The sequence below is a fragment of the Myxococcus sp. CA040A genome (assembly GCF_013336725.1).
In the GTDB taxonomy this organism is placed as follows: domain Bacteria; phylum Myxococcota; class Myxococcia; order Myxococcales; family Myxococcaceae; genus Myxococcus; species Myxococcus llanfairpwllgwyngyllgogerychwyrndrobwllllantysiliogogogochensis.
This window is the reverse complement of record NZ_JABUMR010000005.1, coordinates 484,273-506,625: the sequence shown is the minus strand read 5'-3', so window position 1 is coordinate 506,625 and position 22,353 is coordinate 484,273. Positions and strand designations below refer to the sequence as shown.

The 22,353-nt window shown below is 69.4% G+C and carries 18 protein-coding genes; 11 read left to right on the top strand and 7 right to left on the bottom strand.

Features of this window, described 5'->3' with window-relative positions:
- Position 1: 1 nt before the first annotated feature.
- The 3 genes from HUA75_RS23895 to HUA75_RS23885 all read right to left on the bottom strand — a co-directional run bounded on the left by HUA75_RS23895 (position 2) and on the right by HUA75_RS23885 (position 3,359).
- Entirely contained in the window at positions 2–1,612 is a 1,611-nt protein-coding gene (locus tag HUA75_RS23895; RefSeq protein ID WP_174456535.1) for a lactate racemase domain-containing protein, read from the bottom strand.
- A gap of 14 nt (positions 1,613–1,626) precedes the next feature.
- Positions 1,627–2,292: an HAD family phosphatase gene (locus tag HUA75_RS23890; RefSeq protein ID WP_141642277.1), complete on the bottom strand. Its 666-nt coding sequence runs from the start codon at positions 2,290–2,292 to the stop codon at positions 1,627–1,629.
- An 86-nt stretch (positions 2,293–2,378) separates the two neighbouring features.
- Positions 2,379–3,359 (bottom strand): NAD(P)-dependent oxidoreductase, encoded by a 981-nt coding sequence (locus tag HUA75_RS23885; RefSeq protein ID WP_174487709.1) that lies wholly within the window; start codon positions 3,357–3,359, stop codon positions 2,379–2,381.
- 385 nt (positions 3,360–3,744) lie between these two features.
- On the opposite strand from HUA75_RS23885, the gene HUA75_RS23880 reads away from it, so the two are divergent.
- The 6 genes from HUA75_RS23880 to hemH all read left to right on the top strand — a co-directional run bounded on the left by HUA75_RS23880 (position 3,745) and on the right by hemH (position 12,106).
- Positions 3,745–4,062 (top strand): SWIB/MDM2 domain-containing protein, encoded by a 318-nt coding sequence (locus HUA75_RS23880; protein ID WP_141642278.1) that lies wholly within the window; start codon positions 3,745–3,747, stop codon positions 4,060–4,062.
- Between the two features lie 190 nt (positions 4,063–4,252).
- Positions 4,253–7,354, top strand: a complete 3,102-nt coding sequence (gene treY, locus HUA75_RS23875; protein ID WP_141642279.1) for a malto-oligosyltrehalose synthase — start codon at positions 4,253–4,255, stop codon at positions 7,352–7,354.
- Entirely contained in the window at positions 7,351–9,489 is a 2,139-nt protein-coding gene (gene glgX / locus HUA75_RS23870; RefSeq protein ID WP_141642280.1) for a glycogen debranching protein GlgX, read from the top strand. The genes treY and glgX overlap by 4 nt, the downstream gene beginning before the upstream one ends.
- Before the next feature lie 111 nt (positions 9,490–9,600).
- Positions 9,601–10,551 carry a TerC family protein gene (locus HUA75_RS23865; protein WP_141642281.1) on the top strand — a complete coding sequence of 317 codons (951 nt, stop codon included), beginning with the start codon at positions 9,601–9,603 and terminating at the stop codon, positions 10,549–10,551.
- Between the two features lie 65 nt (positions 10,552–10,616).
- Entirely contained in the window at positions 10,617–11,003 is a 387-nt protein-coding gene (apaG, locus tag HUA75_RS23860) for a Co2+/Mg2+ efflux protein ApaG (protein WP_141642282.1), read from the top strand.
- Positions 11,003–12,106, top strand: a complete 1,104-nt coding sequence (gene hemH, locus HUA75_RS23855) for a ferrochelatase (protein ID WP_141642283.1) — start codon at positions 11,003–11,005, stop codon at positions 12,104–12,106. The genes apaG and hemH overlap by 1 nt, the downstream gene beginning before the upstream one ends.
- Here the strand turns inward: hemH and HUA75_RS23850 are convergent.
- The 3 genes from HUA75_RS23850 to HUA75_RS23840 all read right to left on the bottom strand — a co-directional run bounded on the left by HUA75_RS23850 (position 12,042) and on the right by HUA75_RS23840 (position 15,277).
- A complete protein-coding gene (locus HUA75_RS23850) occupies positions 12,042–13,076 on the bottom strand; it encodes a hypothetical protein (RefSeq protein WP_217446262.1) in 1,035 nt (344 codons plus the stop codon). The two genes, hemH and HUA75_RS23850, sit on opposite strands and share 65 nt — an antisense overlap.
- A gap of 296 nt (positions 13,077–13,372) precedes the next feature.
- Positions 13,373–13,954, bottom strand: coding sequence for a hypothetical protein (locus HUA75_RS23845; RefSeq protein ID WP_254627723.1), 582 nt, complete (start codon positions 13,952–13,954; stop codon positions 13,373–13,375).
- A gap of 351 nt (positions 13,955–14,305) precedes the next feature.
- Entirely contained in the window at positions 14,306–15,277 is a 972-nt protein-coding gene (locus tag HUA75_RS23840) for an L-threonylcarbamoyladenylate synthase (RefSeq protein WP_141642285.1), read from the bottom strand.
- 31 nt (positions 15,278–15,308) lie between these two features.
- Here HUA75_RS23840 and HUA75_RS23835 point away from each other — a divergent pair, with 31 nt between their 5' ends.
- From HUA75_RS23835 to HUA75_RS23815, 5 genes are read left to right on the top strand one after another with little or no spacing between them, the layout of a single operon-like run.
- Entirely contained in the window at positions 15,309–16,727 is a 1,419-nt protein-coding gene (locus HUA75_RS23835; protein ID WP_174487708.1) for a TIGR01777 family oxidoreductase, read from the top strand.
- Positions 16,728–16,779: 52 nt separating this feature from the next.
- Positions 16,780–17,709 (top strand): ABC transporter ATP-binding protein, encoded by a 930-nt coding sequence (locus HUA75_RS23830; RefSeq protein WP_141642287.1) that lies wholly within the window; start codon positions 16,780–16,782, stop codon positions 17,707–17,709.
- Positions 17,706–18,428 carry an ABC transporter permease gene (locus HUA75_RS23825; protein ID WP_141642288.1) on the top strand — a complete coding sequence of 241 codons (723 nt, stop codon included), beginning with the start codon at positions 17,706–17,708 and terminating at the stop codon, positions 18,426–18,428. The genes HUA75_RS23830 and HUA75_RS23825 overlap by 4 nt, the downstream gene beginning before the upstream one ends.
- Positions 18,425–20,296, top strand: a complete 1,872-nt coding sequence (locus HUA75_RS23820; protein WP_174487707.1) for a Gldg family protein — start codon at positions 18,425–18,427, stop codon at positions 20,294–20,296. Before HUA75_RS23825 ends, HUA75_RS23820 begins: the two co-directional genes overlap by 4 nt.
- The gene (locus HUA75_RS23815) at positions 20,293–21,384 is read left to right on the top strand and encodes a hypothetical protein (protein ID WP_174487706.1); all 1,092 of its coding nucleotides are present in this window, start codon (positions 20,293–20,295) and stop codon (positions 21,382–21,384) included. Before HUA75_RS23820 ends, HUA75_RS23815 begins: the two co-directional genes overlap by 4 nt.
- Here the strand turns inward: HUA75_RS23815 and HUA75_RS23810 are convergent.
- Positions 21,367–22,344: a GvpL/GvpF family gas vesicle protein gene (locus HUA75_RS23810; protein WP_174487705.1), complete on the bottom strand. Its 978-nt coding sequence runs from the start codon at positions 22,342–22,344 to the stop codon at positions 21,367–21,369. The two genes, HUA75_RS23815 and HUA75_RS23810, sit on opposite strands and share 18 nt — an antisense overlap.
- Between the last annotated feature and the right edge of the window lie 9 nt (positions 22,345–22,353).

The following is a 22,353-nucleotide window of genomic DNA, read 5'->3' as shown; positions in this document are numbered from 1 at the left end:
CTCACTTCACGTCCACCATCACCGTGGGGGCAATGCGCAACAGGCTGATGGTGGCCGAGCGGCCCATGAAGCCGCGCGCTTCCTCGATGGCCTCGGTGAGCGTGTCGGTGCGGTCCCACCCGAGCAGCGCGGGGACGTGGTTGTTCTCCGCGCCCGCGACGATGACCTTGCCCACGTGCTGACGACCGTTCTCGCCCCAGTACCACATGTAGAAGGGGTGAACGCCGTGGTACGCGTTGTTCTTGCGGTACAGGTGCACGTAGCTGGGGTTCTCCGCGAACTCCTTCTCGTACTTGTGCTCCAGCTTCATGGAGTCACGCGTTTCGGGAAGCAGCCGGTGGAAGAACTCGATGTAGCTGGGGTGGTGCTCCGGGTCGAACTCGTCGTAGGCCGGGTGCAGCAGGATGAGCACGCCGCCCTTCTTCACCAGCGGCACGCCGCGGTTCAGGTTGAAGAAGTAGCCCAGCCCCATCACCTGCACGAGCAGCGGGTTGAGGATGGAGTTGACGCTGTACGGAGACACGAAGGGGATGGGGAAGATGACGATGTCGCTCTGCCCCTCCACCGGCACCACGTACTGCTTCCAGCTGGTCTCCAGCGTCTTGGCGTGCGCGGGCTCGGTGGCCCCGGCGTACACGCCCGTGACGTCGTAGGGCGCGGGGACGGCGTTGAGAATCTTGCGCGCCGCCGCGCGCGGCAGCTTGGACAACGCGTAGCGCATGGCCTGGAACTTCAGCCGGTCGCCCTCGGTGTAGTCCTCCTCGCGCTTGGCGAGGAAGTCCGTGGGCGCGCCGAACATGCGGTTGTTCAGCGTGGTCTCGATGTGGAAGACCTTCAGGTGCTTGTCGATGTTGCGGCCGATGCGCTCGTTGCTGCGGTACAGCGCGCTCGCCTTCGGCTCCATGTAGCTGTCCGACTCGCGGATGGTCTTCGGATTGTGGTGGTGGCGCAGCGACGCGTAGTTGGACACGCCGGTGCCCATGGACTTGTGCCCGCCATTCATGGGCACGAAGTTCACGTTCACATAGACGATGAGGTCGCTCTCCGCGACGCGGCGGTTGACGGAGACTTCCTCGCCGTGGGACGTGCGCTCCAGCGCGACGATGCCGTCCGGGTCTTCCGCGTCGTGGTTGTAATATCGGTCCGGGTAGTAGGCGTCGTAGATCTTCTCGCCCACCATCCGCTTCATCTCCGCTTCCGTCATGCGACGGTGCAGCGCGTTGGCGATGACCAGGTGCACGTCATCCACGCCGCTGTCGGCGGCCAGCTCCAGCACCACCTCCAGGATGGACTGGCGCACGTCCGGCGTCACCATGGGCGGCAGGGGCACGCTGATGTCGTCGATGACGCACGTCAGTCGCATGCCCGGCTTGAGCAGCGCGTGCAGCGGGTCCATCCCGTCCGGGTGGTTGATGGCCCAGCGGATGGCGGCCTTGACGTTGGGCACGCCGGCCATGGGGGGGCGGGGGAAGATGACCCGGGTACCCACGGGCAGGTCTTCCTGGAGGAAGCCCTCACCGTAGAAGAGGGCGCGCGGAGGGCTGCCCTTCTCGGTGATGACGACCTGGCTTTCCTCGTCGTACAGCTTCTGGAGCGTCTTGAACGGGCGCATGGCGGGCAAGGGGACTACTTGAGGTCGAGGATGGGCCAGTTGTAGGCGCGCGCGATGGAGCGCAGCCGCAGGTCCGGGTTCACCGCGGTGGGACGACCCACCACCGCGAGCATGGCGTAGTCGGAGGCGCTGTCGGAGTAGCCGTGGCACTTGTCCAGCGTCAGGCCCTCCTTGGCGCAATAGGCACGGATGGAGTTGGCCTTGTTCGCGCCTTCGATGATGGGCGGAATCACCTTGCCGGTGGCCTTGCCGCCCACGAACTGCATCTTGTTGGCGATCAGGTCATCGGCGCCCAGGTGCCGGGCGAGCGGACGCATGGTGAAGTCCAGCGCCCCCGTCACCAGCACGACCTTGCACCCGCTGCGGCGGGCCTGGTCGATGAGGTCCTGGGACTGCTCGAAGAGCGCGGGCTGCAGCACGTCCTCGAACATGTCCTCGGCGATGGTGACGAGGCGGTCCTCGGTCAACCCCGCGTAATAACGGTAGAAGAACTCGTTGAACGTCTTGCGGTCCAGCGTGTCCATGGCACCGAAGAGGGGCACGCTGAGGGCGGTGCTCAAGGTCCGTCCCGCGATGCCCAGCACGGAGCCCCGGTTCATCGCGTAGTACGCGTAGACGTGGACGACGTTCGTCTTCACGAGCGTCCCGTCGACATCGAAAAAGGCGGCTTTCGAGGGCATGTGGCAGCGGGCTTCCTGACACTCCAAGGGGGGTGAGGTCAACGACGCTGGGACGGGGGAAGGCTCCCCCACCCCTGCTAGCATGGCTAGAGCCAGCCTTGCTCGCGGTACCACTCGGCGCTGCGGCGGATGGAGTCCTCCAAATCCCTCCGAGGGTGAAACCCCAGAAGGCGCTCGGCCTTCGCGCTGGAGCAGGTCCAGGCGGGCGCGAGGAGCTGTCGGGCCAGCTTCCGATTCAGGGGGAGCATCTTGCCCGTCACCCGCGACACGCCGTCCGCCGCCGAGGCGAGGGCGCTCAGCACCCAGGGACTCACGCGCACCGTGCGGGGTTGAAGCCCCAGCGCCTTCGCTCCCAGGTCCTGCACGGCTTCCAGGGAAAGAGGAGCGCCCGGGCCCGCGCAGAAGAAGGCCTGGCCCACGGCGTTGGGGTGCTCGGCCTGGAGAATCAGCGCGTCCACCACGTCCTCCACGTCCACCATGGTGAGGGGACGGGGGCCGCCCACCAGCTCCAGACGGATGCCCTTCTTCACCAGCTTGAAGAAGGTGAGGTTCTCGTGGTCACCGGGGCCGAGGATGCGCGGCGGGCGGGACACCGTCACCGGCAGCCGGTCTCCATAGGAGAAGGCGATGCGCTCCGCCTCCGCCTTGCTCTCGCCGTACCACTCGTGCGGCTGGAAGGCGTCCTCCTCGACGTGCGGGCGGGTGGGGGAGGAGGGCCCCATGGCCGCCAGCGAGCCGACCAGGACCAGGCGCGGACGGTGCCCCGAGGCCACCATGGCGTCGCACAACAGGCGCGTGCCCTCCGCGTTGACGCGCAGGAAGTCCTCGCGTGTCGCGCCGCGGCGAACTCCAGCGAGGTGGAAGACGACGTCCTGTCCCTCCACGGCGGGGCGCAGCGAGGCCGCGTCCGTCACGTCTCCCTCCACGCGCTTATAGGAGATGCCGGCCAGTCCCGAGGCGTCTCCCCGAGGGCGCAAGAGGCACGTCACGGTGTCGCCGCGTGCCGCCAGGGCACGGGCCAACCAGATTCCAAGGAAGCCACCGGCTCCGGTGATGAGGGCTCGCATGGGTCGTTTCATCCGAAAAAGTACACCTCGTCCGCAAGAGGAATCCCACGTCCCCTGTCGCGAACCCGCGAGGGAGGGCACTGCGCGAGGCCGGATGGTCGGCCTCCGGAGTCGTCCCGCGAGGCTCTTCCCGAGGGAAAAGTGGCGCTGGGGCCGGATTCTCGGGGCGGGATGCGCCGCGAGAGGGGGCCGTCCGAGCGAGAACCGTGTTGCGGAGCCGGTTTCTCGGGCATGAAACGCGTTGCGTAGGGCGTTTCTAGAGGGAAAAACGCAGGAGAGGGCTGTTTTTCGGGCTTGGGCGTGCTACCTACGCCCCACCGGCACTGGCTTAAAATCAAGCGAGGCCGCACAACGTCCCCTTCGGAGGGGAGGAGACTCAAGACGAATGGCCGCCAAGAAAGCTGCTGCGAAGAAGGCTCCCGCCGCCAAGAAGGCCCCTGCTGCCAAGAAGCGTGCGCCCAATGCGTCGTTCATGAAGGAGATGACTCCTTCCGCCGCCCTGGCTGAGATTGTCGGCGCCAAGCCGCTGCCGCGCACCGAGGTCGTCAAGAAGCTCTGGGCCTACATCAAGAAGAACAACCTCCAGGATGCGAAGAACAAGCGGCAGATCAACGCCGACGACAAGCTCAAGCCGATCTTCGGCGGCAAGAAGAACGTCACCATGTTCGAGATGACCTCGCTGGTGAACAAGCAGCTGAGCTGACACCGTCGCCGGGGCCACCCGGCAGTTGCATCCCCGAGGGCTCTCCGGAAGTTTCGGCGAGCCCTCTGCTTTTTGGCGCGCGCGCGTGTGCCGTGCGCACGTCAATCCAGGCTCTTGGAGCGTTGGATAGAGGGCGGAAGTCACACCCCACGCTGGCGTCAGGCGCGCGGGAGCCCTACCTCTGGTCCCCATGTTGCTCGACGGACTGGAAGAAGAGGGAACCGCTCCCACGGGGGCGTCGGGTGCCACCCTGAGCGCGGAGTCCCTGGCGGAGGGACTGTTCGCTCGCGTGAAGCAGGAGCTGGGGCCGCGTCCCCGCACGCCGCTGTCCACCTATCGGGTCCAGCTGCACCGAGGGTTCACCTTCCAGCAGGCGCGCGAGGTGGTGCCGTTCCTCGCCCGCCTGGGCGTGAGCGACTTCTACGCCTCGCCCTACCTCAAGGCGACGCCGGGCAGCACCCACGGCTACGACTGCGTGGACCATACGCGGCTCAATCCGGAGGTCGGCTCGCCGGAGGACCACGCGGCCCTGTGCGCCAGCTTGCGTGAGCACGGCCTGGGGCAGGTGCTGGACGTGGTGCCCAACCACATGGGCATCGAGCGCGACAACCGCCTGTGGTTCGACGTGTTGGAGAACGGCCCCTCGTCCGTCTACGCCAAGTACTTCGACATCGACTGGTCGCCGGTGAAGGACGAGCTGCACGACAAGGTGCTGCTGCCGATTCTGGGAGACCAGTACGGCATCGTCCTGGAGCGCGGGGAGCTGAAGCTGTCCTTCCGCGAGGGCGCCTTCTTCATCCACTACTACGACCACCTGCTGCCGGTGGCGCCCCGGCAGTACGGCCGCATCCTCCGCCACGGCCTGGAGCGACTGGAGGCCCGGCTGGGCACCGAGGCCGCGCCCATGGTGGAGCTGCTCTCCATCCTCACCGCGATAGACCACCTGCCGCTGCGCACGGAGATTGAGCGCGCCCGCGTCGTGGAGCGGCACCGCGAGAAGGAGGTCATCAAGCGGCGCCTGGCCGCGGTGGCGGCGTCCAGCGAAGAGGCGCTCTTGTACATCGAGGACAACGTCCGCGTGTTCAACGGGGAGCCGGGCAACCCGCGCTCGTTCGACCTGCTGGACGCGGTGCTGGCCTCGTGCAGCTTCCGGCTGGCGCACTGGCGGGTGGCGGGCGAGGAGATCAACTACCGGCGCTTCTTCGACATCAACGGGCTGGCCGCCATCCGCGTGGAGGACCCGGAGGTCTTCCAGGAGGCGCACGCGCTCATCTTCCGCTGGCTGCGCGAGGGCTGCGTCACCGGGTTGCGCATCGACCATCCGGACGGTTTGTTCGACCCCACCGCGTACTTCCTGGACTTGCAGGAGCGCTACTTCGTGGAGCGCGCGCACGCGCTGTTCCTCCAGGAGCAGGCGGGGGACGACACGCGCTGGCCCGGCGTGGAGGCCGCGCTGCGCGAGCGCTGGCGGGCGGAGGTGACGGAGAACCCGTCCAGTCCCCTGCGCAAGGCGCTGTACGTGGTGGTGGAGAAGATACAAGGCGGTCGCGAGCGGATTCCCGAGGCGTGGGCGGTGCACGGCACCACCGGCTACCGCTTCGCCAACGCGGTGAGCGGCCTCTTCGTGCACCCGGCGGCGGAGACACACCTGACGGAGACGTACGAGCGGCTCACCGGGGAGAAGGGCGACTTCGCGGAGCTCGTCTACCAGAAGAAGCTCCTCATCATGCGCGTGTCCATGGCCAGTGAAATCAACGTGCTGGCCCACGAGCTCAACCGCATCTCCGAGATGAGCCGGCGCACGCGCGACTTCACGCTCAACTCGCTGCGGCGCGCGCTGGTGGAGTTCGTCGCGCTGTTTCCCGTGTACCGGACCTACGTGGATGGCTGGCGGCCGGGGCTGGACGCGCGCGACGTGCAGTACGTGGAGTGGACGATTCAGCGCGCCAAGGAGCGCAACGCCACCACCAACGCCTCCATCTTCGACTTCCTGCGCGACATCATCCTGGGTCGCTACCCGGAGCAGTCCGACGAGCGCGAGCGCGCCGTCATGCTCCGCTTCGCGATGAAGCTCCAGCAGGTGACGGGGCCGGTCATGGCCAAGGGCCTGGAGGACACCGTCTTCTACATCTACAACCGGCTGGTCAGCCTCAACGAGGTGGGCGGCGAGCCGGAGCGCTTCGGGGTGCGCGCCAACACCTTCCACCTGCGCAACCAGGAGCGCGCGGAGCACTGGCCCGCGAGCCAGCTCACGTCCAGCACCCACGACACCAAGCGCAGCGAGGACGTGCGCGCCCGCATCAACGTCGTGACGGAGGTGCCCGAGGACTGGCGCAAGCTGGCGCGGCGGTGGATGCGCCTCACCGAGAAGTTCGTGACGCCGCTGCCCTCCGGACCCGCGCCCAGCCCCAATGACGTCTACCTCTTCCTCCAGACGGTGGTGGGCGCGTGGCCCATGGGCGAGTCCCAGTCGCCGGAGGCGATGGAGGACTTCCACCGCCGGGTGCGCGAGTACATGGCCAAGGCCATCAAGGAGGCCAAGGTCCGCACCTCGTGGACCAACCCGGACGGCGCCTATGACGACGCGGTGGCCGGCTTCGTGGACGCCTGCTTCGACGGGGACAAGGGCGCCACCTTCCTGGAGGAAGTGCGCCGCTTCAAGCGCCGCATCGAGCGCGCGGGACAGCACAACGCCCTGGGCCAGCTGCTCTTGAAGCTGGCCTCGCCCGGCGTGGTGGACACCTACCAGGGCTGCGAGCTGTGGGACTTGTCGCTGGTGGACCCGGACAACCGCCGGCCGGTGGACTTCGCCGTGCGCGCTCAGTTGCTGGACGCGTTGGACGCGCGGGCGAAGGAGGACCGGGTGGGGCTGTGCGCGCGACTGGTGGAGACCCTGGACGACGGCCAGGCGAAGCTCTTCTTGTTGTCGCGCGTGTTGCGGCTGCGACAGCGTCACGCGGAGTTGTTCCGCAACGGAGGCTACAAGGCCCTGGAGCTGTCCGGGCCCCGGGCCCAGGCGGCGGTGGCCTTCGTGCGTGAGCTGGAGGACTCCGTCATCCTGGTGTGCTCGCCGCGCTACACCCTGTCCGCGCTGGAGTCCTCCGAGGGGCTGGCCGGTGCGTATGAGAACACGTTCCTCGACCTTCCGGAGGCATATGCGGGCATGATGTTCCGCGATGTCTTCACCGGGCGACAGGTACGGCCCGAGCGTGGGTCGGGTGGCGTGGTGCTGCCTCTCGCGCCGCTCCTGTCGGGGTTCCCGGTGGTGCTGCTGGAGAGGAGCACTGGATGAGGAGGGCCGAGGTGCTTCCAGGGAAGCCGTTCCCCCTGGGCGCCACGTACGACGGGCATGGGGTCAACTTCGCGGTCTTCAGTGAGCATGCGAAGAAGGTGGAGATCTGCCTCTACGACGCGGACGAGCCGTCGAAGGAGACGCGCCGCTTCCCGCTCCTGGAGAACACGCACCAGGTGTGGCACGGCTATGTGCCGGACCTGACGCCGGGGACGCTCTACGGCCTCAGGGTCCACGGGCCGTTCGAGCCCAAGAAGGGCCTGCGCTTCAACCCGCACAAGCTGCTGGTGGACCCGTACGCCCGCGCCATCCACGGCGGCGTGGACTACCGCGGCGCCATCTACGGGTACGTGGCCGGCGGCAAGGAAGAGGACCTGGTCCAGGACAAGCAGGACGACGCCGCGGCCGTGCCCAAGGGCGTGGTGCTGGCGGACTCGTTCGACTGGGGAGGCGACACCCATCCCCGCGTGCCCTGGCACCAGACGGTCATCTACGAGCTGCACGTCAAGGGCTTCACCAAGCTGCACCCGCGCGTGCCGGAGGACCTCCGGGGCACCTACGCGGGGCTGGGCCACCCGGCCGTCATCGAACACCTGAAGAAGGTGGGCGTCACCGCGGTGGAGCTCCTGCCCATCCACCACATCGTCGACGAGCCCTTCCTCGCCGAGCGGAAGCTGACGAACTACTGGGGCTACAGCACGCTGGGCTACTTCGCGCCGGACTCGCGCTACAGCGCCGCGGGCTCCCGGGGCGGACAGGTGGACGAGTTCAAGGCCATGGTGAAGGCGCTTCACCGCGCCGGCATCGAGGTCATCCTCGACGTCGTCTACAACCACACCTGCGAGGGCAACCACCTGGGCCCCACGCTGTCCTTCAAGGGCGTGGACAACGGCGCGTACTACCGCCTCACGGAGAAGGACCCGCGCTACTACCTGGACGTCACCGGCACGGGCAACTCGTGGAACGCCACGCACCCGTACGCGCTGAAGCTCGTCGCCGACTCGCTCCGCTATTGGGTGGAGGAGATGCACGTGGATGGCTTCCGCTTCGACCTGGCCACCACGCTGGGCCGCGACAGGCACGGCTACGACACGCGCGCGGCCTTCTTCCAGATTCTCCACCAGGACCCGGTGCTCAGCCAGGTGAAGCTCATCTCCGAGCCCTGGGACGTGGGCGACTTCGGCTACCAGGTGGGCAACTTCCCGGTGCTGTGGAGCGAGTGGAACGGCAAGTACCGCGACACCATCCGCCGCTACTGGAAGGGTGACGACCGGCAGGCGGCGGAGATTGGCTACCGGCTCACCGGCAGCTCGGACCTGTATGCGCTGTCCGGCCGCAAGCCCACCGCGAGCGTCAACTTCGTCACCGCGCACGACGGCTTCACGCTGCACGACCTCGTCACGTACAACGACAAGCACAACGAGGCCAACGGCGAGGAGAATCGCGACGGCGCCAACGACAACCACTCCTGGAACTGCGGGGTGGAGGGCGAGACGACCGACGCGAAGATCAACGCCCTGCGCGAGCAGCAGAAGCGCAACTTCCTGGCCACGCTCTTCGTGTCCCAGGGCGTGCCCATGCTGGTGGCCGGCGATGAGATGGGCCGCACCCAGAAGGGCAACAACAACGCCTACTGCCAGGACAACGCCCTGTCGTGGGTGGACTGGGAGCTGAACGACACGCAGCGCTCCCTGCTGGAGTTCACCAGCCGCCTCACCCGCCTGCGCCGCGAGCAGCCCGTGTTGCGCAAGCGCCGCTTCTTCCGCGGCGCGCACATGTGGGACAGCGAGCTGAAGGACCTGGCGTGGTTCCGCCCCGACGGCAAGGAGATGAAGAAGGACGACTGGGAGAAGCCCTACGTCCGCTCCCTCGCCTTCCTTCTGGGCGGCGACGCCATCGCCACGCCGGATGACGAGGGCAACCGGATTGTCGGCGACACCGTGCTCGTCCTGATGAACGCGCACCACGAGCCCATCTCCTTCCTCCTGCCCGCCCTGGAGTGGGGCGCCGACTGGGAGCAGGTGGTGGACACCTCGACGGCGGCGGAGTCCCAGCACACACACACACCCGCTGGCGGCAAGGTGCAGGTGGCGGGGCGCTCGCTGATGGTGCTGCGCCGACCCGCGACGGAGTGATGGGGTGGCCGGGCCCCTGAAGGTGGGAGGGGCCCTGGTTGTACGGAAGTGTCGACGCCCGGACGCGCCACCGCTAGGGTGCGCCGGCTGTTTCTGAAACAGGATTCATACGTGAATACGCAAGTCGCGCTTTGGGTGGGCTTCAACCTCTTCGTCCTGGCGATGCTCGCCGTGGACCTTGGTCTGTTCCACCGCAAGGACCACGCGGTGACGCCCAAGGAAGCGGGCATCTGGACGCTGGTGTGGATTTCCATCAGCCTCGCGTTCTGCGGGGGCATCTGGCACTTCTCGGGGAGCACCCCGGCGCTCCAGTGGCTGACGGCGTATGTCGTGGAGTACTCGCTCTCCGTCGACAACCTGTTCGTCTTCCTGATGGTGTTCAGCTACTTCCGGGTGGCGGCGGAGCACCAGCACCGGGTGCTGTTCTGGGGCATCATCGGCGCGTTCATCATGCGCGCGGTGCTCATCATCGCCGGCGCCGCACTGGTGCAGCGCTTCCACTGGCTCATCTACCTGTTCGGCGCCTTCCTCGTCTTCACCGCGGTGAAGATGCTCGTCTCCAAGGACGAGGAGATGGACCCGGAGCAGAAGGGCATCGTCAAGCTGGCGCGCCGGGTGCTGCCGGTGGCCCGGCTGGGCGAGGGCAGCCGCTTCTTCCTCACCGAGGATGGCCGCCGAAAGGTGACGCCGCTGTTCATCGTCCTCCTGGTGGTGGAGGCGACGGACCTGCTGTTCGCCCTGGACTCCATCCCCGCGGTGCTGGGCATCAGCCAGGACGCGTTCATCATCTACACGTCCAACGTGTGCGCGATTCTGGGCCTGCGCTCGCTGTTCTTCGTGGTGGCCAGCCTGATGGACAAGTTCCACTTCCTGAAGCTGGGGCTGAGCGGCATCCTGGCCTTCGTGGGCGTGAAGATGTTGATTACGTACTTTGACATCCACCTCCCCATCGCCCTGTCGCTGGGTGTGATTGGCGGCATCCTCCTGGCCGCCATCGTCGCGTCGCTCATCTGGCCCAAGAGCCCGGAGCCCGGTCATGACCGGGAGAGCGCGAAAACCTGAACCCAGACGGACGGCCTCCGGGGTTTTCCTTGCAACCCGGGGGCCTTGCCTTCAAATGTGGAGGCATGTCTTCCAGCGCCACCACTGATGGCCTCCGCATCACCGTGAAGCCGGCCTACTGGCCGGAGCGAAGCTCGCCCGAGTCGGGGCAGTACGCCTTCATGTACACGGTGGAAATCGTCAACGAGAGCGAGGCGCCCGCGCAGCTGAAGTCGCGGCACTGGGTCATCACCGATGCCACCGGGAAGGTGGAAGAGGTGAAGGGGGAGGGCGTGGTCGGCCGTCAGCCCCGCGTGGCCCCGGGCGAGCGCTTCGAGTACACGAGCTGGGCCATGCTGCGCACGCCGTTCGGCACCATGCGCGGCAGCTATGAGATGGAGCGGCCGGACGGTACGCACTTCGAGGCGCGCATCGCGGAGTTCGCCCTCACCCTGCCCAACGCCCTGCACTGATGATGACTCCGGACCCGAAGCGGGGGCTGCTCCTCATCAACCTGGGCACGCCGGACGCGCCCGAGTCCGGGCCGGTGCGGCGCTACCTGCGCGAGTTCCTGAGTGACGCGCGCGTGGTGGACATCCACCCGGTGGGGCGCTGGCTGCTGCTCAACCTCTTCATCCTCCCGACGCGGCCCGCGAAGAGCGCGGAGGCGTACCGCAAGGTGTGGATGAAGGAGGGCTCGCCCCTGCTGGTGTACAGCCGGGAGCTGGAGGCGGCGGTGCGCGAGAAGCTGGCGGGGGAGTACGACGTGGAACTCGCCATGCGCTACGGCAGCCCGTCCATCCCCGACACGGTGGCTCGGATGCGCGCGCGCGGCGTGACGGACTTCACCGTGCTGCCGCTGTACCCGCAGGAGGCCACGTCGTCCTCGGCCTCGTCGCTGGCCCGGGTGTACGAGGTGATGACGGAGGGCTGGGACGTGCCCAACGTGCGCGCGGTGCCCGCGTTTCATGGGCACCCGTCCTTCCTGGACGCGTTCTCCGTGGTGGCCCGGCCGGTGATTGCCGAGGCGCGCGCGGACCATGTCCTGTTCAGCTTCCACGGCGTGCCGGAGCGGCACGTGCGCAAGACGGACACGTCGGGCCAGCACTGCTTTGCTTCCGCGGGCTGCTGTGACGCGCTCACGGACGCCAACCGGCACTGCTACCGGGCCCAGTGCTTCGCCACCGCGCGAGGGCTGGCCGAGCGCCTGGGGTTGCCCGCGAGCGGGTGGACGGTGTCCTTCCAGTCGCGGCTGGGGCGCACGCCGTGGGTGAAGCCCTACACGGACCTGGTGCTGCCGGAGCTGGCGAAGCAGGGCGTGAAGCGGCTGGCGGTGATGTGCCCGTCGTTCGTCGCGGACTGCCTGGAGACGCTGGAGGAGGTGGGCCTGCGGGCCCGCGAGCAGTTCGTCGAGGCGGGGGGCGAGTCGTTGACGCTCGTCCCCTCGCTCAACGCCCACCCGGCCTGGGTGGACGCCGTGGTGCGGCTGGTGCGCGAGTCCGACGGAGCGCCTACTGCTGCGGCTTCGCCGTCGGCTGGGGCGCGGCCGGAGCGGGAGCCGACTCCAGCGCGGTGAGCTTCAGCTTCACCGTGCCGGGCGGCACCTGGAGCGCGGTGGGGGAGACGGTGCCTCGCGTCGACGAGGTGATGCTGCCCTCCCACGAGCGCCACTTGCCAGCCTTCACCAGGAACTCGCCACGTCCGACGATGCGCACCTCCGCGCTGGCGTCCGTCGCGGTGGGCGGGGCGCCCTCCGGCTCGTCTCCGCCTTCTTCCGGGATGGCGGCGCGCGCGGGCACGGCGGGCATCGCGCGACGGGTGGCGACCTTGCCCGCGAGCTGGTCCAGCAAGTCATACTCCAGCGTGGCCACCTGCTCGCCGCCGTCCGCGGGGGTGAGCGCGGTGAGCTTCACGCGGTTGCGGCGCTCCGTCTTGACGATGGTGAACGTGGGGCCCAGGGCGTCGTGCGTCAGCAGCTCCGTGCCCAGCGCCCAGGTGTCGTTGGGGCCTACCGCCGACAGGGGCAGCTCCAGCACCAGCGAGGCCGTGTTGCGGGTGATGCCCTGGAGGCCGTCGAGCACGAAGCCGCGCTCGCTGACGGTGCCGGTGTCCTCGGCGGCGTTGGTGCCCTCCGGGATGACACGCAGCCGGAAGTCACCCGAGTCGCCGTGCTCCAGCACATAGGTGAAGGCGCTGGGGAACGCGGGGGAGGGGGCGGCGGCGCGCTCGGGCTTCGGCGCTTCCTTGTCGCGGCCCTTCTTGCCCTTGGCGGGCTTGGCCTCCTCCACCTCCTCGACGGCGGCGGGCGCGGAGCCCGCTCGGTCCAGGGTGAGGCGGTAGGCCACGGGCGCACCGGCGGCGGGCTTCCAGCGCAACACCACCTTGGACGGGTCCGCCGTGGGCGCGGCCGCGGGCTGGGCGGCACCCGCCTCCTTGGGGGTGTCCTTCAGGCCCGGAGGCCGGGGAATGGGCTCGAGCTGCCCTCGGGGCTCTTCCTTGCAGGCGAACAAAGACAGGGCAACGACCAGGCCGAACAGGCTTCGCATCACGCGGGGACGCTCCTCTGCGAGGACATGCGGGATACCGGAGCCCAGGAGGGCATTTCAAGTCCGTCACCCGGCCGCGTCTGTCGAATGCTTGCGTGAGTTTCCTCCACGGGCTCGCTTGACGCGCCCGATGAAGTCGGGGTTGCGGTGCCCGGCCTCATCCCTTGCAGCACCAACTCCTTGCATCGCGTTCTGTGGCCGGGTGCGTCATGCGAGGTGGCTGGCGCCCCGGGACTCCTCGCGGTCGTGGAGTCGAGGGGCGCGCCGGCGCACTCAGGTCCGTCGCGCCCGGGTGCTCACTGGGGCGCGTGCGCCACGTAGAAGTCGACCTGCTCCTTCACGCGCCCGGCGAATTCTGGGTTGAGGCGCTCGAGGATGTTCCACTCCAGCTCCAGGAGCCTGCGGATGTTGGGGCGGGCGGAGCGCGTCTGCATCTCCGGCTCCGTCCCCACCAGGGCGGCGGGAGTGGCGTTGGGGGTGTTGTGCACGGTGTCGTAGCCCGTGTGGACGAGGCCGGGGAGGGCCTGGGTCCGGCCGAAGGTCGTGGCGGCCATCTCATAGGCGCGCACGGAGAAGCGGCCATCGGCGCGGATGTGCCCCTCGACGTACAGGCGGGACCAGCGCGTGCCGATGTCGAAGCTGCCCGTCACCTTCCAGGGGGTCAGCAGGAAGTAGGGGTCGGTGCTCGGCAGCAGGTCATAGCCACGGTCCGCGATGACCTTCTCGGCGGCCTTCATGACCTCCATGGCCGGCAGGTCATACACGACGAGGCTGCTGGTCCGCTCCAACAGCACCTTCTGGGGGGCGGCGCATCCCGCGAAGCACAACGCCGCCACGATGCTCGTCATTGCCGCGAGCCATTGCTTCCGCACCATCATCGTCGCCTCGTCCGCTGGAGTGGACCGCGCGACGCAAAGGGAGTCGTGCGCGCGGTGCAGCGAAAACAACGAGGGATGTTTCGGGGCATATCGCCTTGGGCGAGCACTCGTTGCCGCGTGGTGCCTGGAGTCACGAGGTAACTCCCCTTCGGTGCATGCCAGCCGGCGGCTGGCGTCGCGACACCTCCACCGCGCATGTCGCTCAAGCGTTGGGCGCGCGAGAAGGACCCAACTCGAGCCGATTGCTCGGCGGCCGTTGCTGCTCGGTGATGGGGGCCCGCGAGACTCCGTGTTCGCGTGGAGGCTCGGGAGGCGGGCCCCTCGACGCGATACCTCGCCTTCCGTTGCTGTTCAGGGCTGAGGGTCGCGAGGCGCGGCGGCGCGGGAGAGTCTGTCTCGCACCGCGATGCCCAGCCCACTGGCGGCGGGGAGACAGACGACGAGCACGTCATGTCCCCGCTCGTCCGCTTCACGCAGCCTCGCGTAGAGCACGCGCGCGGCTCCGGTCGGGTCCTCGGGCACGTCGAAGCGAGGCACGTCCGGCGGCAGCTCCAGGCTCTCCGGTCCCAGCACGCCCACGCGCAGGCCCTGCTCCCTCAATGCCCGCACGCGTGCTCCGGCCTCTCCCGGCTCGGCGAGCACCACGCCCGCGCGCGGCGCGTAGTGCGACGCGAGCGAGCCCGACACGCGGACCTTGGATACGGCACGCACGGGCACCGGATGTCCCAGCACGCGCTCGACGTCCTCGGCGGACAGGCCACCAGGGCGCAGGATGGCGGGGGCGCCGGAGCTCAAATCGACGATGGTGGACTCCACGCCCACGGTGCTCGGTCCACCGTCCAGCACCAGATCCACGTCCGCGCCCAGGTCCGCGCGCACGTGCTCCGCCGTGGTGGGGCTCACCCGGCCAAAGCGGTTGGCGCTCGGCGCGGCCACGCCTCCGCCCAGGGCCTTCAGCACCGCGAGCGCCACCGGATGTCCCGGCACGCGCAGCGCCACCGTGTCCTGGCCGCCCGTCACGGCGTCCGTGGCCCGGGGCGTGCGAGGCAACACGAGCGTGAGCGGTCCAGGCCAGAAGGCCTCGGCGAGACGGTGCGCGGCGTCGGGGATGTCCCGGGCCCAGGAAGACAGGTGCTCGGCGCCAGACAGATGGACGATGAGCGGGTGGGTGGCGGGGCGGCCCTTGATGGCGAAGACACGGCGCACCGCCAGCTCGTCCTCGGCGTTGGCCGCGAGGCCGTACACCGTTTCCGTCGGCAGGGCGATGACACCGCCGTGCCGCAGCAATTCCACCGCGCGCTCGACGAGCTCCGGATTTAGCATGCGTGGCCGCACTGTCGCGCCGGGAGGAAGCATGGGCAAGTCGCACGTCTTCGATGCGCGCAGTCGGATGCCGGTATCGGCCTCCGAGTTGTTCGCCTGGCATGCCCGGGAAGGGGCGCTCGCACGGCTGACGCCCCCCTGGGAGCGGATGGAGCTGCTGGAGCGCTCGGGCGACGGCATCCACCCCGGCGCCCGCGTCACCATGCGGATGCGCCTGGGCCCCTTCCCCCGCCGCTGGGTGGCCGAGCACACGGCGTACGTGCAGGACTCGCTCTTCCAGGACACGCAGGTGTCCGGCCCGTTCTCGAAGTGGGTCCACACCCACCGGATGTGGCCCGAGCCCGCGACGAACTCCTCCGTCCTGGAGGACGAGGTGGAGTACGTCCTGCCCATGGGCCCGCTGGGCGGCCTCTTCGGTGGAGGCACCGCGCGTCGCACGCTGGAGCGGATGTTCGCCTATCGCCACCGGGTGACACTGGAAGACCTGCGGCGCCACGCCGCCTTCGCGCACGCTGGCCCCCTCACCGTGGCCATCACCGGAGCGTCGGGCTCGATTGGCTCGTCGCTCGTGCCGTTCCTCTCCACCGGTGGCCATCGCGTGAAGCGCCTGGTGCGCGGCCGCGCCGATGCTTCCCGGAACGAAGTGTCCTGGGCTCCCGACAAGGGAGAGGTGGACACCGCCGCGCTGGAAGGCGTGGACGCGGTGGTGCATCTGGCGGGCGCCAATGTCGCGGGCAAGCGCTGGTCCCCCGACTACAAGGACGCCATCCTCAAGAGCCGCACCGAGGGCACGCTCACGTTGTCGGAGGCGCTGGCGCGCATGAAGCGCAAGCCTCGGGTGCTGGTGTGCGCGGCGGGCAGTGGCATCTACGGCGACCGGGGTGACGAGCCGCTTACCGAGGAGAGCGCCCCGGGCACCGGCTTCCTCGCGGACGTGTGCCGCGCCTGGGAGGCCGCCACGGCGCCCGCGGAGGCCGCTGGCATTCGCGTGGTGCACCTGCGCATCGGCCCCGTGCTGGACGCTCGCGATGGCGCGCTGGCGAAGATGCTGCCCGCCTTCCTCGCGGGCGGCGGTGGACCCATCGGCTCCGGTCGCCAGTGGATGAGCTGGGTGTCGATGGAGGACATCCTCGGGCTCTTCCACTTCAGCCTCTTCACGGAGGCGGCGCGTGGCCCCATCAACTCCGTGGCGCCGGGAGCGGTGCGACAGGCGGACTTCGCGAAGACGCTGGGTCGGGTGCTGAGACGGCCTGCCTTCCTGCCGATGCCCGCCGCGGTCATCCGCGCCCTCTTCGGGCAGATGGGGCAGGAGGCCCTGCTGGCGGGTGCCCGGGTGCTTCCCTCCACCGCCGAGCGGCTTGGCTACTCCTTCCTCCTGCCGGACCTGGAAGGGGCGCTGCGCTTCACGCTCGGCCGCACCACGGCGGGGCCGGAGTTCCGCCATGACTGAGCGGTTCGGCGCTTGACAATGCCCCCTGGGGGGACTGATGGAATGGCCCCCTATGATTCAGGTCGAAGGGCTGACCAAGTACTACGGTGAGCATGCGGCCATCCGGGACCTGGCTTTCACCATCGGCCAGGGTGAAGTCATCGGCTTCCTCGGCCTCAATGGCGCGGGCAAGTCGACGACGTTGAAGGTCCTCGGCTGCGTGCTCTTGCCGACCGCCGGCCGTGTCGTCATCGACGGCCATGACGTGGTGAGCAACGCCCACGAGGTGCGGCAGCGCATTGGCTACCTCCCGGACGTGCCGCCGCTCTACGAGGAGATGACGGTGGGCGAGTACCTGGCCTACGTCGCGCGCTTGCGCGGCGTGACGGCCCGGGACACCACCGCGCGCGTGGGCGAGGCGGAGGAGAAGACGGGCCTTCGCGAGGTGGACGGCGAGCTCATCTCCACGCTCAGCCACGGCTACCGTCAGCGCGTGGGCGTGGCGCAGGCGCTGGTGCACAAGCCCGCGCTGCTCATCCTCGACGAGCCCACCAGCGGCCTGGACCCTCGGCAGATTGTCGAGATGCGCGACGTCATCCGCGGGCTCAAGGGCACGCACACGGTGCTCGTCTCCAGCCACATCCTCCCGGAAATCTCCCAGACGTGTGACCGGCTCCTCATCATCCACAAGGGGACGCTGGTGGCGCAGGGGACGGAGGAGGAGCTGGGACGGAAGATGGGCGGCGGCGGCTCCATCGAGGTGGAGGTGCGGGGAGACCGGGCGCGTGCGCTCGAGGTGCTCAAGCCGTTTGGCGCGGTGGACGTGGACCGGGCGGCGGACGGCGTGGTGTCGCTGACGCTGCGGGCCTCTCCGGACGAGCGTCCGCGCGTGGCGCAGGCGGTGGTGGGCGCGGGGCTGGAGTTGTTGCGGTTGGACCAGGGCGCGGGCCAGTTGGAGTCCATCTTCCTGCGGCTGACGCACGGTCAGGAGGTGCGCGCGTGAAGGCCCTGCTCATCGCCCGTCGCGAGCTGTCCGGCTACCTGCGCACGCTCAGCGGCTACGTCGTCATCGCGGTCATCCTCGCGTTGAACGGCCTGTTCTTCAACGCGTACGCCCTGGGCGGCGCGAGCAAGCGCTCCGCCGAGGTGCTGTCGCAGTTCTTCTATTACTCGAGCGGCTTCACCATCGTCGCCTCGGTGTTCATCTCCATGCGGCTGTTGGCGGAGGAGCGGCAGACGGGCACTCTGCCCCTCTTGTACTCGTCGCCGCTGCGAGACCGCGACATCGTGCTGGGCAAGTTCCTGGCGGGGCTCGCCTTCCTGTCGCTGTACGTGTTGTGCACGCTGTACATGCCGGTGCTGGTGCTGGTGAACGGCAAGGTGTCCTTCGGCCACGTGGCGGCGGGCTATCTGGGACTGCTGCTGCTGGGCAGTGCTTCTCTCGCCGTCGGCACGTTCGGCTCGGCGCTGGCACGCAATCAGTTGCTCGCGGCGATTACCTCCGCGGTGATGCTGGTGGCGCTCATCCTCTGCTGGCTGCTGGCGCGAATCACCGAGCAGCCGCTGTCGGATGTCTTCAGCGCGATGTCCCTGTGGAACCAGCACTTCCCGCCGTTCCAATCGGGGCTCATCCACGTGCGTGACGTCGTCTATTACCTGGTCGTCACCTACGTGGCGCTGTTCGCGGCCACCCGGGTGCTCGAAGCGCGGAGGTGGCGATGAGCACCCGTCCGGTGGGCAATGGGCTGGCGGCGACGCTGGTCTTCGTGGCGGGGCTGGTGGCGGTCTTCATCGGCGAGCGCATCCTGGGCGTGGGGACGGGCCGCGCGGCCTTCTCCGGGCTGGGCGCGGTGGCGGCGGTGGGCGCGGTCATCTGGCGCTTCGCGCGCTCCCGTGGCACGGGCGCGGACCGGCGCACGGTGGATGTTTGGGTGTTGGGCCTCTATGGCCTGGGCCTGCTCGCGCTGGCGCTCTACTTCCTCCAGTCCGATGTGGGCACGGCCCTCTTCGGCGGGCCGTTGTCGCAGAAGGCGCCCAAGCTGGCGGTGATGCTGGCGGCGCTGTTCCCCGCGCTCTTGACGTGCTGCCTGGTGCCGCTGGCGCTGGTGGAGACGGCGGCGCAGGCGATGACGCGGGCGCCGGTGCTGGAGACGGGCCGCGCTCGCAGCGCGCTGTTCTCCGGCCTGGGCCTGTCCTTCGTGCTCATCTTCGCCTTCGCGACCATGTACATCGTCACGCAGGCGAACACGACGTGGGACCTGTCGTACTTCCGCACCGCGAAGCCCGGCGACTCCACGCGCAAGGTGGTACGCGGACTCAACGAGCCGCTGCAGGTGACGCTCTTCTTCCCGCCCGCGAACGAGGTGGGAGAGGCGGTGCGCCAGTACTTCCAGGACCTGTCCGTGGAGAGCCCGGAGCTGCTCAACGTGGAGCGGCTGGACCAGGCGGTGGAGCCCGCTCGCGCGAGGACGCTGGGCGTGCACAACAACGGCACTGTCGTCGTGGCCCGGGGTGAGCGCAAGGAGCCCTTCACGGTGGGGTTGGAGCTGGACCGCGCGCGAGGGCAGCTCCAGCGGCTGGACCAGGAGGTCCAACGGCGGCTCCTGACGGTGGCGAAGCCCCAACGCGTCGTCTACTTCACCGCGGGCCATGGCGAGCGCGCGGAGACGCGTCCGGTGCCCGGTGAGATGCCGCAGCCGTCCGTGGCCCAGTTCAAGGAGTTGCTGCGCGCGCAGAACGTGGACGTGCGGTCGCTGGGGGTCGCGGAGGGACTGGGCCGTGAGGTGCCTCGCGACGCGGGGGCGCTGGTGGTGGTGGGTGCCACGCGCGACTTCCTCCCCGAGGAGCTCGCGGCGGTGCGCGAATACCTGGAGCGTGGCGGCCGGTTGTGGGTGGCGCTGGAGCCGGAGGGCCCTCGCTTCGAGAAGCTGCTGGAGCCCCTGGGCTTGAAGTACGCGGGCACGCCGCTGGCGAATGACCAGGTGTACTTCCGCACCACGCGTCAGCAGAGCGACCGGGGCAACCTGGGCGCGGCGACGTTCAGCTCCCATCCGTCCGTCACGTCGCTGTCGGCGATGGGCGGCCAGTCGCCGGTGGCCTTCCTGGGCGCGGGCGCGTTGGACCAGGTGCAGCCGCTGCCCAACGGCGTCATGCACGACATCTCCGTGCGCGCGCATGGCGCGACGTTCGCCGACGCCAACGGGAACTTCACCCCGGACGCCGGAGAGACGCGGCGCACGTGGCCGCTGGTGGTGGCGGTGGAGCAGCCCGCGGCTGCCGGCAAGGAGTCGATGCGCGCCGTCGTCATGGCGGACGCGGACGTGGTGAGCGACGTGGTGCTGTCCAACATGGGCAATGCCTACCTCGCGGTGGACACGCTGCGGTGGTTGACGGGCGAGGAGTCCGTGTCCGGCGCGGTGTCCTCGGAGGAAGACGTGCCCATCCAGCACACGCGGGAGCAGGACGTGGCGTGGTTCTACGCCACCGTGTTCGTGGCCCCGGCGCTGGTGCTGGCGCTGGGCTTCGTGACGACGCGGCGGCGAGGCCGTCGTGCTCCGCGCGCCCCGGTGGCGGCGGGAGGTGAGCAATGAAGGCGCGGGACCTGGCGCTCCAGGGCGCCCTCGCGGTGGTGGCGCTGGTGGCCGCCTATCTCGTGTGGCAGCGGGCGCCCTCGGGTGCTCCCGGTGACGTGACGGTGGTGGAGCTGCCGGCACGCGCCCTGGACAAGGTGCGCTACGAGGATGAGGCGCGCTACGTGGAGCTGTATCGCGACGCGCAGTCGCGGGACATGCTGTGGGTCCGCCTGGGCTACAAGCCCTCGAAGGGCCTCCCCGCGGCGGAGGGCACGGATGCGGGCTCCGCGCCGGGCACGGATGGCGGGGCTTCCGGCACCGTGGCTCAAGGTGGACAGGACGCGGGTACGCCGCCCCTGGCCGCCACGCCGCCGCAGCCGCCTCCGCGCGAGCTTCGGGCCAACGAGGTGGCGGCGAAGCTCTTCCCGCGCTTCGCCCCGCTGCGGGCCACGCGGGCGCTCGGCGTGCTCGAGGCGAAGAAGGTGGAAGAGGTGGGGCTGACCACGTCGCAGCGCAAGCTGACGCTGACGCTGGGGGGCAAGGTGGAGACCTTCACGCTCGCCTCGACGACGGGAGGCTGGGGCACGCCCTACCTGCGTCGCGAGTCGGACGGCCAGGTGTTCCTGCTGGGCCCCGCGCTGCTGCCCGATTTGGAGAACGCGACCAGCCGGCTGGTGGACCGGCGGCTGCACACGTTTGATTTGGGTGACTTCGACGCGGTGGTCATCTCCTCCGGGGGCGCGTCGCGGACCTTCACGGCGACCGGCAAGGCACCCAACCCCGTCGCGTTGGCGCCAGAAGAGGCGCCGGACAAGCCGGACGAGTTCACCCGGAACTGGCATGACCGCGTGTGGCGCCTGATGCCGTTGGACCTGCTGGGCCGCGACGAGCAGCCGACGGGAGGCGAGCCCAAGGAGGCCTTCCGCGTGGAGTACCGGCGCGGCGGCAAGTCCGTGGGCGAGCTGACGGTGGCGCGGGGCACGGACGGCTTCTTCGCGCGCACCGAGCACACCCCCGGCTGGGTCCGCCTCCACGCGGGCGTGGACCCGTTGGCCGCGGAGGCCGCGCGTGTGACGACGCCGGTGTCGTCAGCGGGCGCGCCGTGAATCGGGCGGCTCGGGGCTGTCATCCAGCCCCAGTCGCACGTCGACGAAGCTGTACGGCGCCCAGGGGCCGGTGAAGCGGAAGGCGTAGAGGTCCGAGCGCGCGGCGAGCATCCGGACCCTCGCCTCGAAGTCGGGCACCGCGTCCCTGGCGACGAGGAAGGCCGCGTTGAGCAGCATCCGCTCGCCCACGGGCGCGTCCGTGCGTGTCGCGCTGGCCAGCGGGTGCAGGCCCTCCAGCATCGCGGCCATGTCCAGCGACGCGCGCAGCTCCACGGCTTGCCCCAGCCGTCGCTCGTGCTCGGTCTCCAGCTCGTTCTCCCGGCGACGCAGGCCCGCGTCCTCGAACTCCATGCGTCGGGCCAGGTGCTCGCGGTGGTAGAGCACCTTGAGCCCCAGCTCCACCTTGCCCTCCAGTGCCACCAGGGTCCGGGTGAGCGCGTCCTGGGCGGAGCGGAGCAACCGCCGCACCTCGGCCTCCGAGCCCAGCACCGTCCCGAAGGCCACGGGCAGCAGCGTGTGCTCACGCAGCATCACCTCGGCGGCGCGCTGGTGGGCCAGCAGGTTGGCTCTCGTCGGGTCCACCACGCGCGCGGGGGCTGACGACACCAGCGCGACGAGCGCTCCTTCGCGCACCGCGTGGACGTGGGCCGGCGGCATCCCCAGGCCGATGGGACCGAAGTCCAGCGGGCCCTCGGTGCGCACCACGCCATAGAGGTAGTGCGGACCCGCGAGTTCCTCCGGCGTCCGCGTGATGCGCGCCCGGGGCTTGCCCTTCGGAGTGTTCTTCACCGTGTTGCGCTTGCCGCGTCCCTCCCGGGGCGGGGGTGGGGTGGGGGGACGGGTTTCCTCGGCGGAGGTCGTGCGTCGGGGCGCCTTGCGCGCGGGAGTACTCTTGCGTGCCGGGGCGCCGCGCCGACCGGAGGCCTTGGACTTGTTGGGAGGGCGAGAGGTCCGTGGCATGGGCACGTC

Bases quoted from the DNA above. Each gene is read 5' to 3' on its own strand.
- HUA75_RS23895 (WP_174456535.1), bottom strand. From the start codon at position 1,612: ATGCGCCCGTTCAAGACGCTCCAGAAGCTGTACGACGAGGAAAGCCAG.
- HUA75_RS23890 (WP_141642277.1), bottom strand. From the start codon at position 2,292: ATGCCCTCGAAAGCCGCCTTTTTCGATGTCGACGGGACGCTCGTGAAG.
- HUA75_RS23885 (WP_174487709.1), bottom strand. From the start codon at position 3,359: ATGCGAGCCCTCATCACCGGAGCCGGTGGCTTCCTTGGAATCTGGTTG.
- HUA75_RS23880 (WP_141642278.1), top strand. From the start codon at position 3,745: ATGGCCGCCAAGAAAGCTGCTGCGAAGAAGGCTCCCGCCGCCAAGAAG.
- treY (WP_141642279.1), top strand. From the start codon at position 4,253: ATGTTGCTCGACGGACTGGAAGAAGAGGGAACCGCTCCCACGGGGGCG.
- glgX (WP_141642280.1), top strand. From the start codon at position 7,351: ATGAGGAGGGCCGAGGTGCTTCCAGGGAAGCCGTTCCCCCTGGGCGCC.
- apaG (WP_141642282.1), top strand. From the start codon at position 10,617: ATGTCTTCCAGCGCCACCACTGATGGCCTCCGCATCACCGTGAAGCCG.
- hemH (WP_141642283.1), top strand. From the start codon at position 11,003: ATGATGACTCCGGACCCGAAGCGGGGGCTGCTCCTCATCAACCTGGGC.
- HUA75_RS23850 (WP_217446262.1), bottom strand. From the start codon at position 13,076: ATGCGAAGCCTGTTCGGCCTGGTCGTTGCCCTGTCTTTGTTCGCCTGC.
- HUA75_RS23845 (WP_254627723.1), bottom strand. From the start codon at position 13,954: ATGATGGTGCGGAAGCAATGGCTCGCGGCAATGACGAGCATCGTGGCG.
- HUA75_RS23840 (WP_141642285.1), bottom strand. From the start codon at position 15,277: ATGCTAAATCCGGAGCTCGTCGAGCGCGCGGTGGAATTGCTGCGGCAC.
- HUA75_RS23835 (WP_174487708.1), top strand. From the start codon at position 15,309: ATGGGCAAGTCGCACGTCTTCGATGCGCGCAGTCGGATGCCGGTATCG.
- HUA75_RS23830 (WP_141642287.1), top strand. From the start codon at position 16,780: ATGATTCAGGTCGAAGGGCTGACCAAGTACTACGGTGAGCATGCGGCC.
- HUA75_RS23820 (WP_174487707.1), top strand. From the start codon at position 18,425: ATGAGCACCCGTCCGGTGGGCAATGGGCTGGCGGCGACGCTGGTCTTC.
- HUA75_RS23815 (WP_174487706.1), top strand. From the start codon at position 20,293: ATGAAGGCGCGGGACCTGGCGCTCCAGGGCGCCCTCGCGGTGGTGGCG.
- HUA75_RS23810 (WP_174487705.1), bottom strand. From the start codon at position 22,344: ATGCCACGGACCTCTCGCCCTCCCAACAAGTCCAAGGCCTCCGGTCGG.